Annotated in this window: 25 protein-coding genes; 23 read left to right on the top strand and 2 right to left on the bottom strand. The window is 51.2% G+C overall.

Annotated features, from left to right (window positions below; translation table 11 throughout):
• Nucleotides 1-182: 182 nt before the first annotated feature.
• The 15 genes from EDC32_RS09500 (at nucleotide 183) to spoIID (ending at nucleotide 13,924) form a co-directional block, all read left to right on the top strand.
• Nucleotides 183-557: an NADH-quinone oxidoreductase subunit A gene (locus EDC32_RS09500; RefSeq protein ID WP_022737390.1), complete on the top strand. Its 375-nt coding sequence runs from the start codon at nucleotides 183-185 to the stop codon at nucleotides 555-557.
• Nucleotides 548-1,066 carry a NuoB/complex I 20 kDa subunit family protein gene (locus tag EDC32_RS09495; RefSeq protein WP_022737391.1) on the top strand — a complete coding sequence of 173 codons (519 nt, stop codon included), beginning with the start codon at nucleotides 548-550 and terminating at the stop codon, nucleotides 1,064-1,066. The genes EDC32_RS09500 and EDC32_RS09495 overlap by 10 nt, the downstream gene beginning before the upstream one ends.
• Nucleotides 1,063-1,779: an NADH-quinone oxidoreductase subunit C gene (locus EDC32_RS09490; RefSeq protein ID WP_132221725.1), complete on the top strand. Its 717-nt coding sequence runs from the start codon at nucleotides 1,063-1,065 to the stop codon at nucleotides 1,777-1,779. Before EDC32_RS09495 ends, EDC32_RS09490 begins: the two co-directional genes overlap by 4 nt.
• 3 nt (nucleotides 1,780-1,782) lie before the next feature.
• Nucleotides 1,783-2,883 (top strand): NADH-quinone oxidoreductase subunit D, encoded by a 1,101-nt coding sequence (locus tag EDC32_RS09485; protein ID WP_132221723.1) that lies wholly within the window; start codon nucleotides 1,783-1,785, stop codon nucleotides 2,881-2,883.
• Entirely contained in the window at nucleotides 2,883-3,857 is a 975-nt protein-coding gene (nuoH, locus tag EDC32_RS09480) for an NADH-quinone oxidoreductase subunit NuoH (protein ID WP_102993639.1), read from the top strand. The genes EDC32_RS09485 and nuoH overlap by 1 nt, the downstream gene beginning before the upstream one ends.
• Before the next feature lie 18 nt (nucleotides 3,858-3,875).
• Nucleotides 3,876-4,328: an NADH-quinone oxidoreductase subunit NuoI gene (nuoI, locus tag EDC32_RS09475; RefSeq protein WP_132221721.1), complete on the top strand. Its 453-nt coding sequence runs from the start codon at nucleotides 3,876-3,878 to the stop codon at nucleotides 4,326-4,328.
• On the top strand, nucleotides 4,325-4,834 hold the full coding sequence (locus EDC32_RS09470; RefSeq protein ID WP_132221719.1) for an NADH-quinone oxidoreductase subunit J: 510 nt from the start codon (nucleotides 4,325-4,327) through the stop codon (nucleotides 4,832-4,834). Before nuoI ends, EDC32_RS09470 begins: the two co-directional genes overlap by 4 nt.
• On the top strand, nucleotides 4,831-5,142 hold the full coding sequence (gene nuoK / locus EDC32_RS09465) for an NADH-quinone oxidoreductase subunit NuoK (RefSeq protein WP_022737397.1): 312 nt from the start codon (nucleotides 4,831-4,833) through the stop codon (nucleotides 5,140-5,142). The genes EDC32_RS09470 and nuoK overlap by 4 nt, the downstream gene beginning before the upstream one ends.
• A 77-nt stretch (nucleotides 5,143-5,219) precedes the next feature.
• Nucleotides 5,220-7,070 carry an NADH-quinone oxidoreductase subunit L gene (gene nuoL, locus EDC32_RS09460; protein WP_132221717.1) on the top strand — a complete coding sequence of 617 codons (1,851 nt, stop codon included), beginning with the start codon at nucleotides 5,220-5,222 and terminating at the stop codon, nucleotides 7,068-7,070.
• Nucleotides 7,067-8,608, top strand: a complete 1,542-nt coding sequence (locus tag EDC32_RS09455; RefSeq protein WP_132221715.1) for a complex I subunit 4 family protein — start codon at nucleotides 7,067-7,069, stop codon at nucleotides 8,606-8,608. Before nuoL ends, EDC32_RS09455 begins: the two co-directional genes overlap by 4 nt.
• Nucleotides 8,609-8,612: 4 nt before the next feature.
• Nucleotides 8,613-10,130, top strand: coding sequence for an NADH-quinone oxidoreductase subunit N (locus EDC32_RS09450; RefSeq protein WP_246026904.1), 1,518 nt, complete (start codon nucleotides 8,613-8,615; stop codon nucleotides 10,128-10,130).
• Between the two features lie 150 nt (nucleotides 10,131-10,280).
• Entirely contained in the window at nucleotides 10,281-10,523 is a 243-nt protein-coding gene (locus EDC32_RS09445; protein ID WP_022737401.1) for a DUF1146 family protein, read from the top strand.
• 71 nt (nucleotides 10,524-10,594) lie between these two features.
• Entirely contained in the window at nucleotides 10,595-11,326 is a 732-nt protein-coding gene (locus EDC32_RS09440; RefSeq protein WP_158283318.1) for a YwmB family TATA-box binding protein, read from the top strand.
• Nucleotides 11,327-11,345: 19 nt separating this feature from the next.
• The gene (murA, locus tag EDC32_RS09435; RefSeq protein WP_132221711.1) at nucleotides 11,346-12,647 is read left to right on the top strand and encodes a UDP-N-acetylglucosamine 1-carboxyvinyltransferase; all 1,302 of its coding nucleotides are present in this window, start codon (nucleotides 11,346-11,348) and stop codon (nucleotides 12,645-12,647) included.
• A 245-nt stretch (nucleotides 12,648-12,892) separates the two neighbouring features.
• The gene (spoIID, locus tag EDC32_RS09430) at nucleotides 12,893-13,924 is read left to right on the top strand and encodes a stage II sporulation protein D (protein ID WP_132221709.1); all 1,032 of its coding nucleotides are present in this window, start codon (nucleotides 12,893-12,895) and stop codon (nucleotides 13,922-13,924) included.
• A 36-nt stretch (nucleotides 13,925-13,960) separates the two neighbouring features.
• On the opposite strand, the gene splB is transcribed toward spoIID, so the two are convergent.
• Nucleotides 13,961-14,983: a spore photoproduct lyase gene (splB, locus tag EDC32_RS09425; RefSeq protein WP_132221707.1), complete on the bottom strand. Its 1,023-nt coding sequence runs from the start codon at nucleotides 14,981-14,983 to the stop codon at nucleotides 13,961-13,963.
• A gap of 150 nt (nucleotides 14,984-15,133) precedes the next feature.
• Between splB and EDC32_RS09420 the strand changes: the two genes are divergently transcribed.
• The 6 genes from EDC32_RS09420 (at nucleotide 15,134) to fabZ (ending at nucleotide 20,059) form a co-directional block, all read left to right on the top strand.
• Nucleotides 15,134-15,823 carry a M23 family metallopeptidase gene (locus EDC32_RS09420; protein WP_132221705.1) on the top strand — a complete coding sequence of 230 codons (690 nt, stop codon included), beginning with the start codon at nucleotides 15,134-15,136 and terminating at the stop codon, nucleotides 15,821-15,823.
• A 216-nt stretch (nucleotides 15,824-16,039) separates the two neighbouring features.
• Nucleotides 16,040-16,324, top strand: a complete 285-nt coding sequence (gene spoIIID, locus EDC32_RS09415) for a sporulation transcriptional regulator SpoIIID (protein WP_022737407.1) — start codon at nucleotides 16,040-16,042, stop codon at nucleotides 16,322-16,324.
• Between the two features lie 259 nt (nucleotides 16,325-16,583).
• Nucleotides 16,584-17,402: a DNA-directed RNA polymerase subunit beta gene (locus tag EDC32_RS09410; RefSeq protein ID WP_158283317.1), complete on the top strand. Its 819-nt coding sequence runs from the start codon at nucleotides 16,584-16,586 to the stop codon at nucleotides 17,400-17,402.
• Nucleotides 17,403-17,465: 63 nt separating this feature from the next.
• Nucleotides 17,466-17,981, top strand: coding sequence for a CDP-alcohol phosphatidyltransferase family protein (locus tag EDC32_RS09405; protein ID WP_022737409.1), 516 nt, complete (start codon nucleotides 17,466-17,468; stop codon nucleotides 17,979-17,981).
• 83 nt (nucleotides 17,982-18,064) lie between these two features.
• Nucleotides 18,065-19,399 carry an NAD-dependent malic enzyme gene (locus EDC32_RS09400; RefSeq protein WP_054095792.1) on the top strand — a complete coding sequence of 445 codons (1,335 nt, stop codon included), beginning with the start codon at nucleotides 18,065-18,067 and terminating at the stop codon, nucleotides 19,397-19,399.
• Between the two features lie 234 nt (nucleotides 19,400-19,633).
• Entirely contained in the window at nucleotides 19,634-20,059 is a 426-nt protein-coding gene (gene fabZ / locus EDC32_RS09395) for a 3-hydroxyacyl-ACP dehydratase FabZ (protein ID WP_054095791.1), read from the top strand.
• A gap of 55 nt (nucleotides 20,060-20,114) precedes the next feature.
• Here fabZ and EDC32_RS16740 read toward each other — a convergent pair whose 3' ends face one another.
• The gene (locus tag EDC32_RS16740) at nucleotides 20,115-20,246 is read right to left on the bottom strand and encodes a hypothetical protein (protein ID WP_022737411.1); all 132 of its coding nucleotides are present in this window, start codon (nucleotides 20,244-20,246) and stop codon (nucleotides 20,115-20,117) included.
• A gap of 113 nt (nucleotides 20,247-20,359) precedes the next feature.
• On the opposite strand from EDC32_RS16740, the gene EDC32_RS09390 reads away from it, so the two are divergent.
• Both EDC32_RS09390 and EDC32_RS09385 read left to right on the top strand, forming a co-directional pair.
• Nucleotides 20,360-21,577, top strand: coding sequence for a glycosyltransferase family 4 protein (locus EDC32_RS09390; RefSeq protein WP_158283316.1), 1,218 nt, complete (start codon nucleotides 20,360-20,362; stop codon nucleotides 21,575-21,577).
• 192 nt (nucleotides 21,578-21,769) lie between these two features.
• A complete protein-coding gene (locus tag EDC32_RS09385; RefSeq protein ID WP_132221699.1) occupies nucleotides 21,770-22,798 on the top strand; it encodes a Gfo/Idh/MocA family protein in 1,029 nt (342 codons plus the stop codon).
• Nucleotides 22,799-22,809 lie beyond the last annotated feature (11 nt).

The following is a 22,809-nucleotide window of genomic DNA, read 5'->3' as shown; positions in this document are numbered from 1 at the left end:
GAATCACATGCTGTGGCAGGCTTCCCTGAGGGGTTGTCAGGCCCGTGGGGAACCTCGAAGTGAGGGAAGTGTTCGCGGGGCGCTTTTTAGGAGGAATCCCCTGCCCGAATTTGATTGATGTAAGCGTTTTTACAGACGGATGACAGATCCGTCTCCTTCATTTTCTGCTAGGAGGGATAAATATGGCGCTTGATCCCACCCACCTGCAACTCGCTATCTTCCTTTTGATCGGCATCGCGTTGCCGATTGTGGCCTTGTCGCTGGGACGCGTGCTTCGTCCGCACAATCCCACCCCTGATAAGGCGATCACATATGAGAGCGGTGTGGATCCCAAGGGTGACAGCTGGGTTCAGTTTAACGTCCGGTACTACTTGTTTGCGTTGCTGTTTGTGATATTTGATGTGGAAGCTGTTTTCCTGTATCCGTGGGCGGTCAGTTATGATGCCCTTCGCTCGGATGTGGGACTGTTTATTCTTGTGGAAATGTTGATCTTCATTTTCTTCCTGGTGCTGGGTTTGGCTTACGCTTGGAAAAAGAAGGTGTTGGAATGGGAGTAAATTTTGAACAGATGACGCCGTTTGAGCAACAGGAGTTGGAAAGAAACGTCTTGTTCACCAGCTTGGAGCAGGTAAAGGCTTGGGCGCGCTCCAACTCCATGTGGCCGCTGACATTTGGACTTGCATGCTGTGCGATCGAGATGATGGGTACAGGCGGTTCGCACTATGATCTAGACCGTTTTGGCGTGTTTTTCCGCGCTTCACCCCGTCAGTCGGATGTGATGATTGTAGCGGGAACTGTCACCAAAAAGATGGCCCCCTTGTTGCGCCGGCTTTATGACCAGATGCCTGAGCCCAAATGGGTGATCGCCATGGGTTCCTGCGCGACGGCGGGTGGACCTTACGTCAAATCTTACGCTGTGGTGAAGGGAGTCGATCAGATCGTGCCTGTGGACGTATACATCCCCGGTTGCCCACCCAATCCGGCGGCATTGATCTACGGCATCCACAAATTGCAGGAGAAAATTCGCTATGAGGCCAAGCATGGGAAGAGGGTGACCAGTCAATGAGCGAACAAGGGGATAAAAACAACAAACCGGAAACCGGCCAAGGCATGAACGAGACGGAAGCAAAGGGGACCGAAGCCAACGCGGATCAAGGGACTCCCGCAGCTGGAGGGAAGACCGGAGAAGAGGCCCAAGGAAAAGCCAAAGCAACTCCGACAGGGCGAGCCCGACCGGCGTCCGGCGCCAGACCTCGTCCGGCAGCCAAGAAAGCGGAAGAAAAGAAGCCGGAGGAGCCCTCTCCAATGCAACCGCTGTTGGAACAATTTGTCGCCCGAATCAAGGAAGGTTGCCATCCGGAAGCGGTGGTGGAAGCATATATTAACCGCCCCAGCGGGCATATCCCCACTTTGGTAATCGACCGGGCACATTGGAGCAAAGTTGCCCGATTCTTGAAAGAAGACAAGTCGCTGGCGTTTGATTACATGCGCAATCTCTCCAGTGTGGATTATGAGACGCATCTGGAAGTGTGTTATCAGCTGGTATCGTTTGCACACCAACATCAAGTGGCTGTTCGCGTCAAGGTGGACAGGGAGGAAGCGGTGTTGCCGACCGTCTCTGATGTGTGGGCCGCGGCGGGTTGGAATGAGCGTGAGGCGTATGACTTGATGGGGATACATTTCACCGGTCATTCCGATTTGCGGCGCATCTTGCTCCCGGACGATTGGGTTGGCCATCCACTTCGCAAAGATTATGAACCACTGGATAAGGAGGTGTAACCTTTGCTTCGAACAGAAGAGATGTTATTGAACGTCGGCCCGCAACACCCGAGTACGCACGGAGTGCTGCGCTTGGTGGTTAAAATCGATGGGGAATCGATTGTGGACGCGGAGCCGGTGATCGGTTATTTGCACCGTGGAACGGAAAAGTTGGCTGAGGATCTAAATTATACGCAAATCATTCCGTATACTGACCGTCTCGATTATGTGTCGGCGATGACCAACAACTATGCAATTGTGCATGCGACCGAACGGTTGATGGGGTTGGAAGTTCCTGAGCGAGCGGAGTTTTTGCGCGTGATTGTGATGGAACTGAACCGCATTGCCAGCCATTTGGTCTGGATGGGAACCTACCTGTTGGACATCGGAGCGCTAAGCCCGTTTTTATACGCATTCCGCGACCGCGAACAGATTTTGGATTTGTTTAATGAATTGTGCGGAGCGCGGCTCACCTACAACTACATGCGCGTGGGCGGTGTGAAATGGGATGCTCCCCCTGGATGGATTGACAAAGTGGGAAGCTTTGTTGAATACATGCAAAAACAGATGGTGGAGTACCATGGGTTGATTTCCGGCAATGAGATCTTCAAGCAGCGCACCAAAGGAGTCGGCGTTTATGACCGCAAGATGGCATTGGATTACGGATTGTCCGGAGCCAATTTGCGGGTGACGGGGGTCGATTGGGACCTTCGCAAAAAACAGCCGTATTCGATCTATGATCGGTTTACATTTAATGTGCCTGTGGGCAAAACGGGTGACTTGTATGAGAAGTACATGTGCCGCATGAATGAGGTGGTGGAGTCGCTCAATATCTTGCAACAGGCGGTGAACGCATTTCCCGCTGAGGGTAAGATTATGGGCAAGGTACCACGTGTGCTTCGGGTACCGGAAGGTGAGGTTTACGTGGGGATTGAGTCGCCGCGGGGAGAGTTGGGTTGCCATATTGTCAGCAAAGGCAAGGATAAGCCTTGGCGCCTGAAGTTCCGACGCCCTTCGTTTTACAATTTGCAGATTTTGCCTGAGTTGTTAAAGGGCCAAAACATCTCCAACTTGGTCGCCATCTTAGGCGGGATCGACATCGTGCTTGGGGAGGTGGACGGCTGATGAATCCGTGGCTGGTGTTGGGTCCGGTGATCTTGCTCTTGATCGTGTTGGGGTTTGTTACATACGCAATCTTTTTTGAGCGGAAAGTGCTTGGATGGATACAAGGCCGCATCGGGCCAAATCGTGTGGGGCCGTGGGGGCTGTTGCAGACCGTCGCTGACGTGCTCAAACTGCTTCTCAAAGAGGATGTTACACCGAAAAAGGCGGACTTGGCCCTGTTTAAGCTCGCCCCCGCGCTGGCGTTTATTCCGGCGTTTGCCATCCTGGCGGTGATTCCTTTTACCGATACTATCCAATTTGCCGATTTTGCGGTGGGACTTTTGTATTATCTGGCCTTGTCCAGCGTGACCATCATTGCGATCTTGGTCGGCGGTTGGTCTTCAAATAACAAATACGCGCTTTTAGGCGGGATGCGTTCTGCGGCGCAAATGATCAGTTATGAGATTCCGCTGGTGATGTCGGTGGTGGGCATCATCATGACGGTGGGATCGCTCAACCTGAACGAGATTGTGGAGGCGCAAAAAGAGGTCTGGTTCATCTTCCCGCAGGCGATCGGGTTCGTCGTCTTTTTGATCGCGTCCATCTCGGAATTGAACCGAACCCCGTTTGACCTCCCGGAAGCGGAGTCGGAGTTGGTGGCCGGTTATCATGTGGAATATTCGGGATTCCGCTTCGCCTTCTTCATGTTGACGGAATATGTGTATATGTTTGCGATGGCTTCTTTGACCACTGTGCTTTATTTGGGTGGCTGGAATGCACCGTTCGGCCTTACTTTTATCCCACCGATCGTGTGGTTTGTTTTGAAATTCGGGTTTATCGTATTCTTCCTCATCTGGTTGAGAGGGACGTTTCCGCGGATTCGTGTCGACCAGCTGATGCAATTTGCTTGGAAAGTGTTATTGCCGCTGGCACTGTTAAACATCCTGGTGACGGCGCTGTTAAAAGAAGTCCCCTTTTTGGGGAAATTCTATTGAACGGGAAGGTGATTGGCGATGTTAGGACTGGTTAAAGGGTTGGGCATTACCCTAAAAAATATGACCAAACCCAAAGTCACCTACAAGTATCCGGATGAGCCGCTGGTCATGCCAGATCGCTTTCGCGGAATTCAGCATTTTGATCCTGAAAAATGCATTGTCTGCAACCAATGTGCGCGCATCTGCCCGACGGATTGCATCACGTTGACGGGCAAGAAGCATCCAGATCCGGAACAAAAGGGCAAAGTCATCGATACCTACGACATCAATTTTGAAATTTGCATCTTGTGCGATTTGTGTACAGAAGTGTGCCCGACGGAAGCGATTGTGATGACAAACAACTTCGAATTGGCGGTGTACAGCCGGGATGAGTTGTTTAAGGATTTAAACTGGCTCCACAACAACAACACCCACATCCGTTCGGAAAACAGCACCAATCTTATGCCGAAAGCAGGGGGAAAAGCAAAATGAGTTTTCAGTTTTCCGGCGAGTTCATCGCGTTTTTCATCCTGTCAGTCATGGCAATCTGCGGAGCCGTTTTCATGATTAATGCTACTCGCGTCATTCACATGGCTTTGTCGCTGGCATTTACTTTTTTCAGTATTGCGGGGATCTACTTGTTGCTGGAAGCGGAGTTTCTGGCGGTTATCCAGATTCTCATATATACGGGTGCGGTTTCGATTCTCATGCTGTTCGGCATCATGCTGACCAAGCATAAAGAGGAAGAGCAACCATCCATTAGCTCCTGGCACAGCATCATCAGTTTTTGCGCGACTGGGGCGTTGTTCGGTTTGCTCATTTGGGTTATTTACCGATCTCCACTGCTCAGCCCGTCCCAAAAGGTAGCGGCCACCGTGGGGCAATTGGGGGAAAGTGTGTTTAAACAATACGTCATCCCGTTTGAATTGACATCGGTGCTGCTGCTGGTGGCTTTGGTGGGGGCCGTAATCTTGGCCAAGAGGGAGGGGAAAAAATGACGCTTACACTTACTTCTTACTTGGCTTTAGCAGCAATTCTCTTCGTCATTGGCTTATATGGCGTGCTTACCAAGCGCAATGCCGTGCTGGTGCTCTTTTCGATCGAATTGATGCTCAACGCGGCAAACATCAATCTCGTCGCTTTTTCCAAATACGGATTGTTCCCGGGAGTAACCGGTCAAGTTTTCACCTTGTTTACCATCACTGTGGCGGCCGCGGAAGCCGCTGTTGGTCTCGCCATTCTTATCGCATTGTACCGCAACCGCGAAACGGCTGAAGCGGACCGTTACAATTCGATGAAAGGCTGATTGTCCGAAATACGCCGTTTGCACGGTAAGAATGCAAAATACGTTCTCTATCAGAACAAAAGAAGGAAGGATTCAATATGGGCACAAATGTTGCTTTGCTGATTCCCCTCTTTCCTTTTCTCGCCTTTCTGTTTCTGCTCATGGGCAAGAAATGGTCGAAACCCGTCATAGCGGGAATGGGGATCGTGGCGACCGGGCTCTCCTTTCTGTTGACGCTGCCCCTGGTATGGAACAGCGCGATGGGAGGGCCGCCGTTGGCATGGCAGTTCCCTTGGTTATCCATCGAAGACCAGATGGTGCAGTTGTCCGTGACGTTGGGACCTTTGCAAGTATTGATGCTGTTGATCGTGACCAGTGTCAGCTTATTGGTTCAGATCTACTCCTACGGTTACATGCATGCTGATGCGCGGTTTCATGTCTTTTACGCCTATTTGTCCTTGTTTACTTGTTCGATGCTTGGCTTAGTGATGTCGGCCAATCTGTTGCAGATTTATGTTTTCTGGGAATTGGTCGGGGTTTGTTCATTCTTGTTGGTCGGCTTTTGGTATATGAAACCGGAGGCCAAAAAGGCTGCCAAAAAGGCGTTCATTGTTACGCGGATCGGAGACATCGGCTTGTTTATCGCCATCTGTCTGATTTTCTGGCGTGTGGGCAGTTTTGAAGTGGATGCGCTGGCGAAGGCGGTGAGCAGCGGACAACTGAACGCAGGCTGGCTGTCATTGGTCGCCATTTTGATTTTTGTCGGTGCTGTGGGCAAATCGGGCCAATTCCCACTCCATACCTGGTTGCCCGATGCGATGGAGGGCCCTACACCGGTCAGTGCGCTGATCCACGCCGCGACGATGGTGGCTGCAGGTGTGTACTTGGTAGCCAATCTCTTTTTTCTGTTTGCGGCGTCGGACTTAGCCATGGACGTAGTGGCTTATGTTGGCGGATTTACAGCACTGTTTGCCGCTACCATCGGGATTGCGCAAACCGATATCAAACGCGTGTTGGCTTACTCCACGGTGAGCCAGTTGGGCTACATGATGCTGGCGCTCGGCTCGGCGGGTTATACGGCAGGCGTGTTTCATTTGACCACACATGCATTCTTTAAAGCACTGTTGTTTTTGGCGGCTGGGGCGGTCATCACCGCGTTTGGCCATCAACAGGATCTCCGCCAGATGGGGGGATTGTGGAAAACCCATCGCTGGCTGGGTGTGTGGTTTTTGATCGGCTGTCTGTCGATTGCAGGGATTCCTCCGTTTGCCGGATTTTTCTCCAAAGATGAAATTCTGGCGGCCGTTTATCAGGCAGGAAGAATGGATTTGTTTGCCATCGGCTTGCTGGCGGCGTTCTTCACTGCGTTTTACATGTTCCGCCTCTTTTTCCTTGCTTTTGCGGGTGAAAGTCGCGGCCAGGCCCAGACCAAAGCCGTGCCTACCGTGATGATGGCGCCACTCGCTGTGCTGGCGGTTATGGCGACGGCAAGCGGTTTGGCCAATCTGCCCGGACACTGGTTTGACCATTGGCTGGCGCCTGGATCGGCTAAGACGGGAGTCCCGCTCTGGTTGCCGGTGGTGGCCATTTTGGTGTCTGTCTTGGGAATAGGCTTGGCAACGATGATGTACGGGGTGCGCAAATGGGATGCCGCCAAGTGGGCAAAAGCCGTACCATGGCTTCATCGGCTGGTGTTGCGCAAATATTATGTGGATGAGTTCTACCAAGTGTTGGTTGTCTGGCCGCTCAAAGGGTTCGGCTGGGTGCTCAACGGCTGGGATCGATTTGTGATCGGTGGTCTTGTCCACTTGAGCGGCTGGTTTATGTCGGCGATCGGCGGCCTTGGTTCCCGGTTGCAGACAGGTCAGGCGCAAACGTATGCCTTGATTAGCGTGATCGGACTTGTCCTATTATTCGTCGGCTTGACAGCGGGGAGGTTGTTCCAATGACCCAATGGTTAAACGCACTGCCGACACTCATCACTTTCGCGCCCTTGATCGGCCTCGTTGTTTTGCTTTTCTTGCCACAAGACAAATCACGCGCCCATCGCATTGTGGGAATTGCGGGAACCTTGCCGTCATTGGTGCTGGCGTTGGTGATGTTTGGGCGGTTTGACCCATTGAAGCAAGGGCTACAATGGGCACAGTCGATACCGTGGTTTGACATTCCGCTGGGCTTGATCAATCGGCAAGCTCCGGCGACCAAGCTTGTGTTCAATTACAGCATGGGAGTAGATGGCCTGTCGATGCCGCTGGTGGTACTGACCTGCCTGGTTGCCACATTGGCTGCCATTGCTTCCGTGTATGTGAAACAGCGTACCAAAGCTTATTACACGTTGTTGTTGCTGTTGCTTGTCGGGATGAACGGGGTGTTTCTGTCCGCCAACTTCTTCTTGTTCTTTATCTTCTTTGAAGTGACGTTGATTGCGGCATTTTTCTTGATCGGTATCTGGGGCTTCCTGGGACGGGAGAAAGCAGCTAACCACTTCTTGCTCTACAACGGGCTAGGCTCTGGCTTTCTGCTGTTTGCCATGATCGGTTTGCTCTTGGTATCGGGTTCACTGGATTATGCAACCATTCAGCAACAGGCAGGCGAGCTGGTTAAACAGCTCCATCTGTTGGAACCGCAACAGGTAAGCTTGGTTTGGTTGATTTTTATTTCGCTGATCGTGGCGTTCGCAATCAAGCTTCCGATGTTCCCTTTCCACTCCTGGATGTTGCGGGTGCATGTCGAGGCTCCTACTCCAGTGGTGATGATCCATTCTGGCGTATTATTGAAAATGGGCGCCTACGGGCTGATTCGCTTTGGCGTCGGCTTCTTTCCCGGATTGATGGATCAGGTGGCAACGGTGTTGGCCGTATTGGGATTGGTGAATATCCTGTATGGAGCCGTTTTGGCCTTTGTGGAGACGGAGCTGAAACGGGTGCTGGCTTATTCCAGTGTTAGCCACATGGGCATCATTCTGTTCGGTTTGGCGGCGATGAATGAGGCCGGCTTGAAGGGGGCAGTGTTCCAATCGGTGTCCCATGGGTTGATTTCGGCCTTGCTCTTTTTCATCGTCGGTAGCCTGTATGAACGGACCAAAACGACGGAGCTTAACGAACTCGGAGGCCTTGCCAAGCCGATGCCGATCCTGTCGGGTTTGCTTTTGTTCGGGGGGATGGCTTTGTTGGGGTTACCGGGATTGTCAGGATTCATCAGTGAATTCATGGCTTTCTTGGGATTGTTTCAAGAACGTCCTGTTGTGGCCGCAGTGGGGGCACTAGGATTGGTGCTGGCGGCGGCGTATACGTTGCGCGCTTGCTTAAAAACCACTTTTGGTCCGCTCAAGGAGCGCTTTGGCGACATGGCCGACGTCAAAGGATGGGAAGTCGGCTCCCTGTTTACATTGGTGTTATTAATCGTAGTCATCGGAGTTTATCCGGCTGTGCTTGCCTATCCGATGGAACAGACACTGGAAGTTATTTTAGCGGGAATAGGAGGGTAGAGGCGTGGAACAAATATTGCTCGATTTTGATCTGAGGGTGATGGCGCCCGAGTTGGTGATTGTCTCTGCCGCCGCCCTCCTTTCCATTATTGATTTGTTGCTGAAGGAATCGCGTTCGCGCAAAGTGATTGGCTGGTTCGGCTTAGCGGCGGTCGTGCTGGCTGGCGTGTTCGTGGCGATGGCGTTCGGGCATGAGCCATATCAGATTTTGGCTGATACTTATCGCATTGATTCATTTAGCTTGATGTTCAAAGCGATTTTGCTGGCTGGAACCGCTGGGGTCTTTCTGTTTTCCCTGGCGTCGGGGAAGGAAGAGTGGAAGTCGCGGGAAGGAGAATACTACTATTTGCTCCTTACTGCCTTGCTTGGGGCAATGGTGATGGTTTCCTCCGCTGATTTGATCACGTTGTTTGTGGGATTGGAACTCCTGAGCCTTTCCTCCTACATCTTGGTGGGCATCCGCAAAGAGCGGGGGGAAGCCAATGAAGCGGCTTGGAAATACGTGGTGCTCGGGGGAGTTTCCAGCGCGTTCATCCTGTATGGGATGTCGTTTGCCTACGGCCTTGCAGGTAGCACGAACCTGTTTGAAATCAGCCAGCGTTTCGCCGAAGGGATGGGCGGTTCAGGGCACTTGTTTATTTACTTGTCCCTCTTCTTGATGATGGTGGGATTTGGTTTTAAGGTTGCCTTTGCGCCATTTCATATGTGGGCGCCCGATGTGTACCAAGGGGCATCCACGCCAATTGCCGCCTTTTTGGCCATCGTGTCCAAAACCGCTGCATTCGCTTTTATCATCCGGGTGCTCCTTGTAGCTTACAGCCCGTTGATGTCCGACGCGAGCTGGCTGGAAGTGGTTTCGTGGATGTTGATGATCGTTGCTGCTTTGTCAATGATTTTGGGTAACACGATTGCTTTGAGGCAGACCAATGCCAAACGGTTAATGGCCTATTCCAGCATTGCCCAAGCTGGCTACCTCGTTGTACCGTTTGCAACGATTGGCTTGGTGCCTTTTGACCTGTTCCCTAGTATGCTGTTCTATTTGGTCGCGTATCTGTTTATGACCTTTGGGGCATTTGTAGTGATCGAATTCGTTACCAAAGATCGGGGGCATGGAGGCATTAGCGCGTTTGCAGGATTGTCCCGCCGTTCGCCGTGGTTGGCGGCAGCCATGACCCTGTTTCTGATTTCTTTGGCGGGGCTACCGTTGACCGCTGGGTTTTTCGGGAAGTTTTATTTGATTACCAGCACGCTGTTTAACAATCAGGAATGGTTGGCAGCGGTGATGATCTTGACGACCATTGTGTCGTACTACTATTACTTTGGTATTGTACGCCAAATGTATTTTCGCCCTCCCTACTCCGATCAAAAAGTGCCGGTGCCATGGTTGGCTACGATCGCAATCTTGTTGGGAGTGGGTGGGACGATCGGCTTGGGTTTGTTCCCCGAACCGCTCTTGACGTTTATCGGTGAATTGGATTGGACTTCGGTGTTGTCCATCGCCTCCAACGGCGCACCCCAGTGACGGTGCGGCCGCAAAAGAAACCCCCCGTTTGCCAAAAGCGAGCGGGGGGTTTAATGTTGATGACTTGTAATAAAAAATTCTTTGCTATTCAGGACGTTTTTTTGTACCATGATACCATGTGCAGAACCTGCGATTGGGGGTGTGCATAAAATGAATGGAGTGGGGCAACTGGCGATGGAATCATTGGTGAACATCCTCATCTCCCTCGGTAGCATCGTGTTTTGCTGGTGGATTCTGACGGGAGTCCGTTGGGATGTCCTCATTCGCCCCAACCGGGTGATGCAGGCCAGACTGTTGCTTTCAGTGGTTTCGATTGTGCTGGGGCACGGTTTGGCATCGTTTGTGATCGACTATCTCGGATGGTCACGGTTGGTGGGCACCCTGTTGCGATAGAAGCGGAAGGTATAATCTTTGCCACGAATGCGAAAAATGGAAATAATGCCAATTCGTGGGAGAGGTTGAAAATGAAAAATTTGCGCCGTATCGAATGGGGCTTGCTCATTGTGCTATCGCTGTTGTTGCAAGGGGCCCAGATGCAACCGATCGAACCAGAACAGCGGTTGCTAGCGGCTTTGCACACCCTGAACGTTCAACCTGAAGTTTTCATGCTGCACCATGGGGGACGCTTGCGTCAAGCCATACAAGCGCAGCAGTTGGAAGACTGGGTACAGCGTTTATCGCATGGGCTAGGTACGGGGAACGTGCACAAGACCGTCGGCCGAGATGGGGTAAAATACACGGCTGTCGATCAACGCTATGGAAATACAGTAATCAAATTCATTGTAATTCATGATAGACTTGGAGATAAATATGTTACCCCATACGTGTCACTTCAATTGATGGGACGAGGGGTTCCGACGCAATCCTTTCAAGCACTGAAGAGACGTTGTACAAGACTGTTGCAATCATATGGAATTATTGCCGATTATCATTTTTCGATCCGAGGCAGAACATTGCATGTGACGACCGGGCTAGCGCAATATGCGCAAAAGGTGCTGACTCTGTTGGGAGCGAGGGAAGTGGAAGGGATGCGGACAGACCGCACTGTGAGCCTTTCCGCACGCTCCCCCGTGTTGCCCGAGGGTATTGAAACGGGCCGCGGCTCGATGAACCTGCAAGTGGCCGCACGGATGGATTCGGAAAGGCCCGCGGTTGTCCTGACAATCGGAACGCCCATCATAACCATAGAATACTAGAATAATGGGGGGAAGAGTTTTGGAAAAGATCATTGTTCAAGGTGGAGCGCGCTTAAAAGGTAGAGTGAAGGTGCATGGGGCGAAAAACGCGGTGCTTCCGCTGATCGCAGCATCTTTGCTGGCTTCACGTGGGGATATCACCATTTTGGACGTCCCGATGTTGGAGGACGTGAAAACGATCACCCAAATGATGAAGTGCTTGGGTGTGAAAGTCGAATTGAAAGAAGATCAAGTCACCATCAACGCGGAGAAGGTGGCCTCCACGGAGGCGCCTTATGAATTGATGCGCAAAATGAGAGCTTCGGTGTTGGTGATGGGGCCCTTGTTGGCACGGAAAAAGCATGCCCGCATTCCTCTGCCTGGCGGTTGTGCCATCGGTAGCCGGCCGATCGACCTGCATTTAAAAGGGTTTGAGGCGATGGGTGTGCAGTTTGAAACGGGACATGGCTACATCGAAGGGCGTGTTACCGACCGGTTGAGAGGTGCGACGATCTATCTTGATTTCCCGAGCGTGGGAGCGACGCAAAACATCATGATGGCGGCCGCTTTGGCGGAAGGTCGCACAGTGATTGAGAATGCAGCGTGTGAACCGGAGATCGTTGATTTGGCCAACTTCCTCAATGCGATGGGCGCTAAGGTGCGCGGCGCCGGAACGGACGAAATCCGCATTGATGGGGTTGACTTCTTGCGCGGAACGGAATACACGGTCATTCCTGACCGGATTGAAGCGGGCACCTACATGGTGGCGGCGGCGATTACGCGCGGGGAAGTGTTTGTGGAAGGAGCCATCTCCGACCACTTGGTGCCACTGATTGCCAAGTTGCGTGAAATGGGCGTACATGTGCTGGATGGGGAGAATGGCATTCATGTCCGCGCGGAAGGAAAATTGAAGCCGGTGGATGTGAAGACGTTGCCATACCCCGGATTCCCAACAGACATTCAGTCACAGATGATGGCCCTCTTATTGACTGCGGACGGCAATAGCCTGTTGACGGAAACGGTGTTTGAAAACCGGTTTATGCACGTGGAAGAATTTAAACGGATGAATGCCCGGATCAAAATTGACGGCCGCACGGCGATCATTGAAGGGGGTCACCCCTTGTCAGGTGCCCAAGTGAAAGCGACCGACTTGCGCGCGGGAGCTTCACTGATCTTGGCTGGCTTGGTGGCTGAAGGGACGACTGAATTGACCGAGTTGCACCATGTTGACCGCGGCTATGTCGATATTGTAGGCAAACTGCGTGCGCTGGGTGCAAATATCACTCGCGTGAAAGTAGAGGAAGAGGAAGAAAGTCCAGTGCATCAAAAGACATTTGCATAAGATAAGCCAGCACAAGCGGCATCCCAAAGGATGCCGCTTGTTTTGTTTTCCGTGGAAGCTGGTGTTTCTACTGGATGGTTGCTTGTGTCCGCTTCTTTTTCGATCGTTTTCTGTTATCTCGTTCTAAAGAGCCGTTTTTGTTTCATAGATTGGTAGCGTAGTCTTGTTGGAGCGGGAGATCTAGAAACGCATTTTTCATTGCTGCAGGCTCGTGGCAAGAGATCACGGGAGAAAGGATGACGGTTATGGGTTCAAGAGGGATACTCATCGGCATAGCAGGATTGTTGCTCGTGATCATGGGAATTCCCGCGCTGCTGGTGTCATGGGTGGGAGCGGATACAGCAGATGCGGGGGACAAGCTGGGGAAGGAAGGGGCGGATCTGGCGAGTCAAAACTCGCTTCAGGTTCGTGTTTATTTAAGCAAAGAAAAACGAGTGATTCAGCTACCTTTGGAATCGTATATTGAAGGGGTGGTGGCGGCCGAAATGCCGGCACAATTCCATTCGGAAGCTTTAAAAGCCCAAGCATTGGCGGCACGCACCTACATCGTGGGCCGATTGATGAAAGGGCAAGTGCTGGATGCCAAAGAATGGGGTGAAAAAGCCAGCGGAGCCCATGTGACAGATACGGTACAGCACCAAGCGTATGAGACAGACGCTGTGTTGCGCAAAAAATGGGGCTACAACTATCCCAACAATAAACGGAGAGTGGCCGAAGCTGTACATGCCACAGCGGGGCAGATTATCACCTACGGCGGCAAGCCGATCTACGCGGCCTTTTTTTCCACCAGCAACGGCCGCACGGAGAACTCCGAAGAATATTTCAAGGAGAAGTACCCCTATTTGCGCAGTGTGGACTCTTCCTGGGATCAATTGTCACCCAAGTATATCAACCGCGTCAGCATGAAGCCGGATGTGTTTTTAAGCAAGCTGGAACAAGCGACCGGCAAACGGTTGGCTGTTGCCGCATTGCAAACCACAAGCAACCAGTCGTTTGCCGTCCTCAGCCGGACGCAAGGTGCGAGGATTGAGCGGGTACGGATTGGCGGGGAAGTGTTTAAAGGCAGAGAAGTGCGAGAAGCATTAAACCTACCTTCGTCTGACTTCCAATTGCAGATGAAGGATGGTCAAGTCATCATCACCACAAAAGGTTACGGGCACGGCGTAGGGATGAGCCAGTGGGGCGCCAACCTGATGGCCGCGCAGGGCAAGTCGGTGGATGAGATTATCAAGCATTACTACCAAGGGGTGGAAATCAACCGCCTGCGCTTGGACTGAGCATCGCCAAGCACAGGCGGTTGCTGCTCTGGCCGATCAAGTGATGTAACTGATTTCGGCGTTCGGAAAAGAAGTTTTCAACCATGCGGGGATTTTTTCTTTTATTTCGCGCATGGGTTCATCGGGATACACATATTTCACTCGTCCGTATCGTCCCCATTTCTTTTTGCGTTCTTCCTCGTTCATTGCCAGCTTTGTTTTGGGATATCGCTCTTCGATGATGCGTTTGGCGGTCGCGGTGTAGCGGTGGGTAATCAATTCAAAAGTTAAGTCCGGCAGGTCGGGAGGCAGGGCTTCTGCCAACCGGCGGATCAGGGAGGCATATTGTTCCTCCCAACCGTCGAAGATCATGATCGGTGCGATAATAAAACCGAGTGGATAACCGGCTGCAGCTACTTTCTTAGCCGCTTCGATGCGGTCGGAAAGCGGCGAGGTGGCCGGTTCCATTTGGTTGATCACATAGTCGGCATTTACGCTGAAGCGAAACCGGGTATGGCCGCGGTGATCTGCATCTAACAGGGAGTCGACGTGAGCGAATTTGGTAACGAAGCGCAGTCGGCCCATGGGTTGGGTAGCCATAAATTCAATGGCTTTTTTCAGCGATCCGGTCAAATGCTCAATCCCCACCGGATCTGAGGTGCAGGCCGCTTCAAAGCGGGTGATCTCCGGTGCCCGTTCGTCGATGTATTTTTGCGCTTGGGCGAAAATCTCGTCCAAATTGACGTAGACCCGGATATATGGGCGATTGCCAAGGGTGGTTTGCAGATAACAATAATGGCAATGGCCCATGCATCCGGTAGCCAGGGGGATTGCGTACTCCGCAGACGGCTTGGAGGGTTCAAACTTCAGCGTTTTGCGGATACCAACAACCAAGGTGCGTTTGGCGATGCGGTATTTTTCCAGCTCGGTTGATCCGGGAAGGTCGGTGATGCGATTGTGGGACGGGGTGATTTTGACGGGGGTGCCGAGTGCGCTGAACTTCTCGTGCAATTCCTGGCCCAACGGGTATTTGAGTGCGTCGGGTTCAAAGTATACGAGATCTGGCATGAAAGGTTTCATGATACCATTCCTTTCTTCTTTCGTCTAAAGCGGGTCCGGTGCGCGAAGATTTGCATGCGCGTTTGACGCCTATAAATTGACGAAACATTTACCAACTTGGGTATAAAAAGGAAATAAACCGTCGAGAATGGTACCTGAGGTGATACAAGCATGAGACCTGAGGAACCAAATAAAACAGTGACATCTCTTGAACAAGCCCAAAAACGGTTGAAGTGGAAAAAACTTTTTGCGAAGAAGTGGTTTTTCCCGGCAATTTATCTAGTGACGGCAGCACTGATTCTAACCATTGCTTGGCTGTACCAAGAGCATGGGAGCCGCGTGACGGAGACGAACAAGCCGATCCCCGCCTCCTTGCCAAAAGAAAAAATGCCGACCAACCCAACCGATGATGATATGGTGTTGCCTACGGCCAAAAATTCAGGCGCTGTCAAAACCATGGATTTTTATGATGAAGCCAAATCCAACAAAGATCGGGAAGCAGCTTTGGTTGATTACGCCAATGCTTTCTGGCCCCATGCTGGAATCGACTTCGCTCGCAAAGATGGAAAAAGCTTTGAAGTAGTAGCGGCGCTGGAAGGAAAAGTCATCCGCGTCGAAGAACATCCCGTGTTGGGTCATCAAATAGAAATTAAGCATGAAAGCGGTATTTCCACTGTTTACCAAAGTTTGGACGACATTCGGGTCAAACAAGGGCAAATAGTGAAAAAGGGCCAAGTGATCGGCAAGGCCGGACGCAACTTGTTTGAAAAAGAAGCTGGCGTTCACTTGCACTTTGAGGTTCGCGGACGCGACCAACAGGCAGTCAATCCGGCCCAATATTTGCCGCAAACGAAACAATAATCCGAGACAGGCACTCTTCTTGATGGAGAGTGCCTTTTTACTCGTTGTGGGCAATTCCATTTGTCCATGACAGGATTATGCGCGGCTTCGCGATCTTGTCATAGTTTATCCAAAAAAAAAGCTTGTTTATTCTTGTCCAGGCTTGTTTGCAAAGAATAACCGAACGTGCCTTCCAATATAATGTAGCAAATCATGACGAAAGGGGGCGCGGGGCGGGTGCATGATTATATAAAGGAGCGTACCATTAAAATCGGTAATTATTTTGTGGAAACACGAAACACTGTAAGGACGATCGCCAAAGAGTTCGGCGTGTCAAAAAGCACAGTCCATAAAGATTTAACGGAGCGCTTGCCTGAGATCAATCCCGAATTGGCCAACCAGGTGAAAGAGATACTGGAATACCATAAGTCGATCAGACACATAAGAGGAGGGGAAGCGACAAAAATTAAGTACAAGCGGCGATCGCAACCAGAATGCCAAGAAGTTTCAATGAAAGTTTAAATTTTATTCGGGTTGTGGCACCGGTAGCATGACATAATATCCTTTGTATAAGTGATACACACCCCGTTTACACCCTTCTTCCGGTGCTATTTTTTGTAAACGAAACAGACCCGCGTCTATACGGTGTAAGTATAGACTTATGTTCATAGTTACGATATATTCAATTATGAATAGTGACAGACATAACTAAAGCCTTTTATATTGGACGAGCTTTTTTTTCAAACAAATTGGAGAAGTAAGCCTTTGGAGAGGAATGCAGATGAGTTACGCAGATAAAAACCAAGACAACAACAAGCGGGATCAAGTTCATCCCGCACAGCAGGAAGAGGCAAAAAGCTCGTTGACCGAAGCAACTCAGCAGCCAGAACCCAAAGAGCAAGAAAGCCCAAAACTCACCAAAAGCGCCAAAAAAGACACCTTGCCAGTGGGGATGCTGAAGTGGAGCAAAGAAGATGAATTGGTGCAAGACACCCATCTTAATTTGGATAAGAGCGGTGCCGTCGACAGAGAACAAGACTATCAGAGTCCGGACAATAAACAATCATCGGTTCTTCCGCTTGCTCAAAAATCTGTTGCCGCTGGGCAAGAAGGTCAATCTGCATTGGACGAACCGGTTCAGGCCGACCAATCCCCGGCCCCCAATCAAGCTGAACGCAACCTTTCTCTAGAAGACACACTGACTCCCATCGATTTTAAAGAATACTCCTTGACTCCGGTTGACGAAGCCGATAAAGAGCCAGAGATTCAGTATAAACAACCCGCCTATACCGTTGATTTCTCCGAAGACATTGCCAAGGCCGATGAATCAGGCCAAGAGGCTGCTTCCAAATCGACGGAACATGTTTCAAAAGAGGAGAAACGTGGGAAATATACAGAAGAGGTTAAGGGACAGGATGAGGCCGACGCGCGTCCGGCTTGGAAGAAAGTTGTAAAAATCGTTTGGTTGCCTGTTTCGTTGCTGGCGGCCTTGATTATCGGGTTGATTGTAGGTCACGCGGTGATCGGCAAACAACCGGCTGGCGACGTTTTTGATATGGATATGTGGCAGCATATCTACAAATTGATCTTTAAAACGTAACCCGTTTGCAAGTGTGGGGCGGGGATTTTGCATTTATCTGATGGCGTGAGGAGGGACCCAGAATTGAATTTGCCCAATTTATTAACCTTGGCGCGGTTTTTTTTGATACCGCTGTATTTGGCCGTGTACTTCTCCGATATGGCTGGGCGCATGTATTGGGCACTTGGGATCATCCTTCTCGCAGGTTTGACGGATGTGGTGGACGGTTACTTGGCACGCAAGACGCAACAAATCACCCAGCTGGGGATCATGTTGGACCCTCTTGCGGATAAGCTGATGATGCTGGCGGTCTTTTTGTCCTTGCTCATTTCAGGCAAAATCAGCCTGGGTGAGGCCGCAGCCATATTCTTGCGGGATGTGGCGATGATCGTCTACTCGGCGATCTTTCACCTTCAAGGAAAAAAGACATTGCCAGCGAATTTTTTCGGCAAACTGACGACGGTGCTGTTTTATCTTGCTTTATTTATGCTCATGCTGGATTATACCCAAGCGCATGTCTTCCTCTGGTCTGTTATTATCTTGTCCTATATCACGTCATTAATCTATCTGTTCCAATTGCGGGTGGTACCTCGCGAATGAGTGCGGAAAGAATCGGTAAAAATAGACCGATTCTTTTTTTATTAATTGAGATTTTGTATGATTAACATTTAGGGGGTGCGCAGATGACAGTACGAAACATCATACGAACCATTATTGTGGAAACCCCGTCCAAACCGGGGAATCTTGGGAAAGTGGCAACTGCTATCGGAATGGCTGGCGGGGATATCGGGGACATTACCACCATTAAAGTCGGCCCCTTGTCCACTGTCCGGGACATTACCGTTCATTGTGAGAGCAAAGAGCAATTAGATGCAGTGATTCAATCGATTCAATCATTGGAAAACGGAATCTACGTCCATGCCGTGTCTGATGACGTACTTCGTGCCCATGAAGGCGGAAAAATCCAGATGAAAAGCCGGATGGATATTCGTTCGCTCGCCGATTTGCGTCGCGTGTACACGCCGGGAGTGGCGGATGTGTGCCGGGTGATTCAGGATGATCCGGATAAGGCCCGTTATTATACAAGCATCGGCAACACGGTGGCCATCGTCACCGATGGAACCGCGATCTTGGGCTTGGGGAATATCGGTTCATTGGCCGGCATGCCGGTCATGGAAGGAAAAGCGGCTTTGTTTGACCGATTTGCGGGCATCAGCGGGATTCCGATCCTGTTAAATACCAGCGATCCGGATGAAGTGGTGAACACCATTAAAAAAATTTATCAAGGATTCGGCGGGATTCTGTTGGAAGACATCGGCTCGCCGCATTGCTTTGAAATTGAAGAACGGCTTAAAGAGGAGTTGCCGATTCCTGTCATGCATGACGACCAACATGGTACGGCAGTGGTGACACTGGCTGCGGTGATCTCTGCTTGCCGCTCAACGGGTGTTGACTTGAAAGATGCCGTCGTGGGACAGATCGGCTTGGGTGCAGCTGGGCTGGCGATTTGCCGGATGTTTATGGCCTACGGTGTCAAAGAGATGTGCGGTGTTGACCGTCAAGAGGCGGCGCTAGAGCGGTTGCGACGTTACGGTGGCACAGCGCTTCAATCCATCGAGGAGTTGATGGAGCATTGTGACATCATTATTGCCACGACAGGGGTGCCAGGCTTGATCAAGCCGGAGATGGTTCGCAAGGGGCAAGTGATTCTGGCTCTGTCCAACCCGAAACCGGAAATCACACCAGCAGAAGCGGTTAAAGCGGGAGCCGCCTTTGCAGCAGATGGGCGTTCCGTCAACAACGTGTTGGGCTTCCCGGGTATTTTCCGCGGAGTGCTAAATGCCGGAGCGAAAGAAATTACCCACTCCATGTTGGTGGCCGCTGCGCAGGCGATCGCCGATTGCACCGCATCCGGAGAATTGGTTCCCCATCCGCTTGATCCCAAGGTGCATGTGGAAGTAGCCCGTGCCGTGGAGCGAGTGGCTGAACGAGAGATGGAGATGGAACCTGTCCTGTAATAATCTTTCTTGGCAATCGTGCATGGAATCATTGTGAATGTGCAGCCGTTGCGGGGGACAAGCCCTGTTGCGGCTGTTTTACATATATGAGCGGGAAACACCGCAATCTGGCAGTGGCTAGGGATTGTCATGAATCCGTCCTGATTTCGTTCTTATGTCAACATAGTTTTTTACCATACGTTTCGCTATAATGAGGACAAATGGTCACCGGAATAGTGAAGGGAGAAGCAAACCATGAAATGTGATGTGAAACAGATTCAAGAGATTATTCCCCACCGTTACCCATTCTTATTGGTGGATCGCATCGTGGAGTGGGAGCCGGGCAAGCGCGCGGTGGGAATCAAAAACGTGACAGTGAACGAACCTTTTTTCCAAGGACATTTCCCGGATTACCCAGTCATGCCGGGTGTGTTGATCATCGAAGCCTTGGCGCAGGTAGGTGCGGTCATCGTGCTTGGCTTAGAAGAAAACAAAGGGAAATTGGCCTTTTTCGCGGGCATTGACAAAGTCCGTTTCCGCGAGCAAGTGAAGCCGGGCGACACGCTCACTCTTGAAGTGGAAATGATCCGCTTAAGAGGTAGCATGGGCAAAGGCAAAGGCATTGCGCGCGTGGGAGACAAAGTAGTGGCGGAAGGGGAATTGATGTTCGCCATCTCATAAGCGAATACATAGCGGCGGAAGGTCCCCATGAGCGGGACCTTCCGCCTCGTGTTACCTACCAACTCCATAGGTGCAACATGCGCCACAGAAAATAAAGCACTCCCCATACGGGCAAGCTGATCAGCAACCCGTTAAAAATGCCCAACATGGAATTATAAGCGTCACTGGCCATTTTTTGTCTTCTCATAAAAGATCTCTCCTGAATGATGGATGTCCTTATTATCGACCGTTTTCGTGCAATCTATCTGCGTTGTTTGGCAGGAAAAAAATCCTACCCACGCTGCAAAGGATGTGATCACGATGGGCACCCGCGTACTGGTGGTTTCCCACATGTATCCAAATCAAGTTAATCCAATGGCTGGCATTTTTGTGCACAATCAAACAAAGGCGTTGAAACAGGCGGGAATGGATGTGCGTGTAGTTGTGCCGATTCCGCACTTTCCGCTTTATCGCAAATGGCGAGGTTACCGCCAATTGCCCGCGCGCACGGAGTTGGATGACATTCCCGTCTACTATGTCCCGACACGGATGTTTCCGGGTGGGTTTTTCTTTTCTCAATACGGCAACCTATATGTAAATGCGTTGCGGAAGGTTTTGCCATCCATTTATGAAGAGTTTCCGTTTGAGTTGATCCATTGCCACACCATTTATCCCGATGGTTATGCGGGAAGTCTGCTGAAACAAGCGTTTGGCGTGCCGGTGGTAAGCACTGTTCACGGATCGGACGTGATGCTTTATCCCAAACGGAGCCGGCGTGTGTATGAGCGGACCGAGCAGGCGCTCCGTGGCAATGATTTTGTCATCACGGTGAGTGAACGGGCGCGGCAAGAAGTGATCCGGATGGTTCCGGATGCGAAGGTGGCTACCATCTACAACGGATTTGACCCTAGCCGATTCCAGCCGATGGAGAAAGGCGCTGCGCGAAAAACATTGGGTTTGCCGTTGTCTGGAAAGCAGGTGTTGTTTGTCGGCAACCTGTATCAGGTGAAAGGGATTCCTTATCTGTTGGAGGCGTTTGGAACAATTGCCGCTGAATGTGAAGAAGTGAGCTTGAATCTGATCGGTGAAGGGCCACTTCGCGCAGAATTGGAACGACAAGTGGAGCAGTTGGGATTGCAGGGACGCGTCACCTTTTTAGGTCGAAAGCCGTACGAGGAGATCCCGGTGTGGATCAACAGTGCGGATGTGGTGGCGTTAACCAGCTTGAGTGAAGGCTTGCCTTCGATTTTATTGGAAACGATGGGATGCGGGCGGGCGATGGTTGCCACCGATGTCGGCGGCATTCGGGAAATCCTGCAAGACGGGCGCACAGGGTTGTTGGCCCAGTCACAAGATGTGGACAGTATCACTCGCGCGCTACGCAAAATTCTCATTGAAGATGAATCGTTCATAGACACCATGGGCAAACAAGCATTAGAGGCGTCACGGAAATTAACATGGGAACAGAACGCAGAGAACACCAAAGCGGTGTATGCGCGCGTGTTGGAAGAGAAACAGAGCTGGGACGTCAATCCCTGAGACTGCGTTGCCAAGCGGGAGAACGTAAAACTTTATGACTTTTTAGATGCGGGGATACCCAAAAAATTTCAACTATGTTACAGTTGGTGATAGGTTTGTAATGTTCCTGTAACATACCTATGTGAATTAAATAAAACATTAATTGTAATAAGATGTTTGATAGATGAACTTGAATAGAAATGAGGGAGATTTGTGATACGCTTTGGAATTGTGGGCTGCGGCCATATCGCCAAGAAGCACGTTGCCGCGATTGACGCGGTGGAAGACGCTCAATTGGTAGCGATTTGCGACACCAATGAAGAGCGTTTGAAAGAGTTTGCCCGGGAAGGGGTTACCGCTTATACCGACCTCGCCGACATGCTGAAATCGGATGTCGACGTGGTGGCGATTTGCACGCCGAGCGGCCTTCACGCCAAACTGACCTTGCAAGTGGCGGAGGCCAAAAAGCATGTCATCGTCGAGAAGCCGATGGCTTTGACTTTGGAAGATGCGGACGCCATGATCGAAGCCTGCGAGAAAAACGGAGTCAAGATGGCTGTGGTGCATCCAAACCGTTTTCGCCCCGCTGTGGTGGAACTCCGCCGGCAATTGGACAGCGGAGCCTTTGGCAAAATCGGACACGCTAACGCGACAGTGCGTTGGAACCGAAACCAGGCATACTATGACCAAGCGCCATGGCGCGGCACCAAAGCGATGGATGGCGGCGTCCTGATGAACCAAGCGATTCACAATATGGACCTCTTGTTGTGGATGATGGGTGAAGTAGATGAGGTTTCCTCTTACGCCGCAACGCGAATTCGCGACATTGAGGCTGAAGATACATCCGTGTCCGTGATCCGCTTTAAAAACGGGGCGTTGGGCGTATTGGAAGCGGCTGTTACCATTTATCCCAAAAACTTGGAAGAGTCGTTAGCGATCTTTGGTGAACGCGGAACGGCCATCATCGGGGGACCGACGGCAAACTGGATTAAGCATTGGTCGTTTGCGGACCTGAATGAAGAAGAAGCGGAACAAGTCAAACAACGTGTGGAGCAAGATCCATTCGGCATCCCAGGTCATCAATGCATCATTCAGGACATGTGCGATGCCATCCGTGAAGACCGCGCGCCGATTGTGGACGGGGAAGCCGGGCGGCAAGCGCTCAGCCTCGTTATCGCGTGCCAAGAGGCCGCCGAGTCTGGCAAGCCGGTGAAAATGGACGACCTGAAGAAACGCGGTTAAACTCACAACAC

Source organism: Laceyella sacchari (genome assembly GCF_004343255.1).
Lineage (GTDB): Bacteria > Bacillota > Bacilli > Thermoactinomycetales > Thermoactinomycetaceae > Laceyella > Laceyella sacchari.
The sequence above is the reverse complement of the archived record's forward strand: the minus strand, read 5'-3'. Positions and strand labels throughout refer to the sequence as shown.

Bases quoted from the DNA above. Each gene is read 5' to 3' on its own strand.
- EDC32_RS09500 (WP_022737390.1), top strand. From the start codon at position 183: ATGGCGCTTGATCCCACCCACCTGCAACTCGCTATCTTCCTTTTGATC.
- EDC32_RS09495 (WP_022737391.1), top strand. From the start codon at position 548: ATGGGAGTAAATTTTGAACAGATGACGCCGTTTGAGCAACAGGAGTTG.
- EDC32_RS09490 (WP_132221725.1), top strand. From the start codon at position 1,063: ATGAGCGAACAAGGGGATAAAAACAACAAACCGGAAACCGGCCAAGGC.
- nuoH (WP_102993639.1), top strand. From the start codon at position 2,883: ATGAATCCGTGGCTGGTGTTGGGTCCGGTGATCTTGCTCTTGATCGTG.
- nuoI (WP_132221721.1), top strand. From the start codon at position 3,876: ATGTTAGGACTGGTTAAAGGGTTGGGCATTACCCTAAAAAATATGACC.
- EDC32_RS09470 (WP_132221719.1), top strand. From the start codon at position 4,325: ATGAGTTTTCAGTTTTCCGGCGAGTTCATCGCGTTTTTCATCCTGTCA.
- nuoK (WP_022737397.1), top strand. From the start codon at position 4,831: ATGACGCTTACACTTACTTCTTACTTGGCTTTAGCAGCAATTCTCTTC.
- nuoL (WP_132221717.1), top strand. From the start codon at position 5,220: ATGGGCACAAATGTTGCTTTGCTGATTCCCCTCTTTCCTTTTCTCGCC.
- EDC32_RS09455 (WP_132221715.1), top strand. From the start codon at position 7,067: ATGACCCAATGGTTAAACGCACTGCCGACACTCATCACTTTCGCGCCC.
- EDC32_RS09445 (WP_022737401.1), top strand. From the start codon at position 10,281: ATGAATGGAGTGGGGCAACTGGCGATGGAATCATTGGTGAACATCCTC.
- EDC32_RS09440 (WP_158283318.1), top strand. From the start codon at position 10,595: ATGAAAAATTTGCGCCGTATCGAATGGGGCTTGCTCATTGTGCTATCG.
- spoIID (WP_132221709.1), top strand. From the start codon at position 12,893: ATGGGTTCAAGAGGGATACTCATCGGCATAGCAGGATTGTTGCTCGTG.
- splB (WP_132221707.1), bottom strand. From the start codon at position 14,983: ATGAAACCTTTCATGCCAGATCTCGTATACTTTGAACCCGACGCACTC.
- EDC32_RS09420 (WP_132221705.1), top strand. From the start codon at position 15,134: ATGAGACCTGAGGAACCAAATAAAACAGTGACATCTCTTGAACAAGCC.
- EDC32_RS09410 (WP_158283317.1), top strand. From the start codon at position 16,584: ATGAGTTACGCAGATAAAAACCAAGACAACAACAAGCGGGATCAAGTT.
- EDC32_RS09400 (WP_054095792.1), top strand. From the start codon at position 18,065: ATGACAGTACGAAACATCATACGAACCATTATTGTGGAAACCCCGTCC.
- fabZ (WP_054095791.1), top strand. From the start codon at position 19,634: ATGAAATGTGATGTGAAACAGATTCAAGAGATTATTCCCCACCGTTAC.
- EDC32_RS16740 (WP_022737411.1), bottom strand. From the start codon at position 20,246: ATGAGAAGACAAAAAATGGCCAGTGACGCTTATAATTCCATGTTGGGC.
- EDC32_RS09390 (WP_158283316.1), top strand. From the start codon at position 20,360: ATGGGCACCCGCGTACTGGTGGTTTCCCACATGTATCCAAATCAAGTT.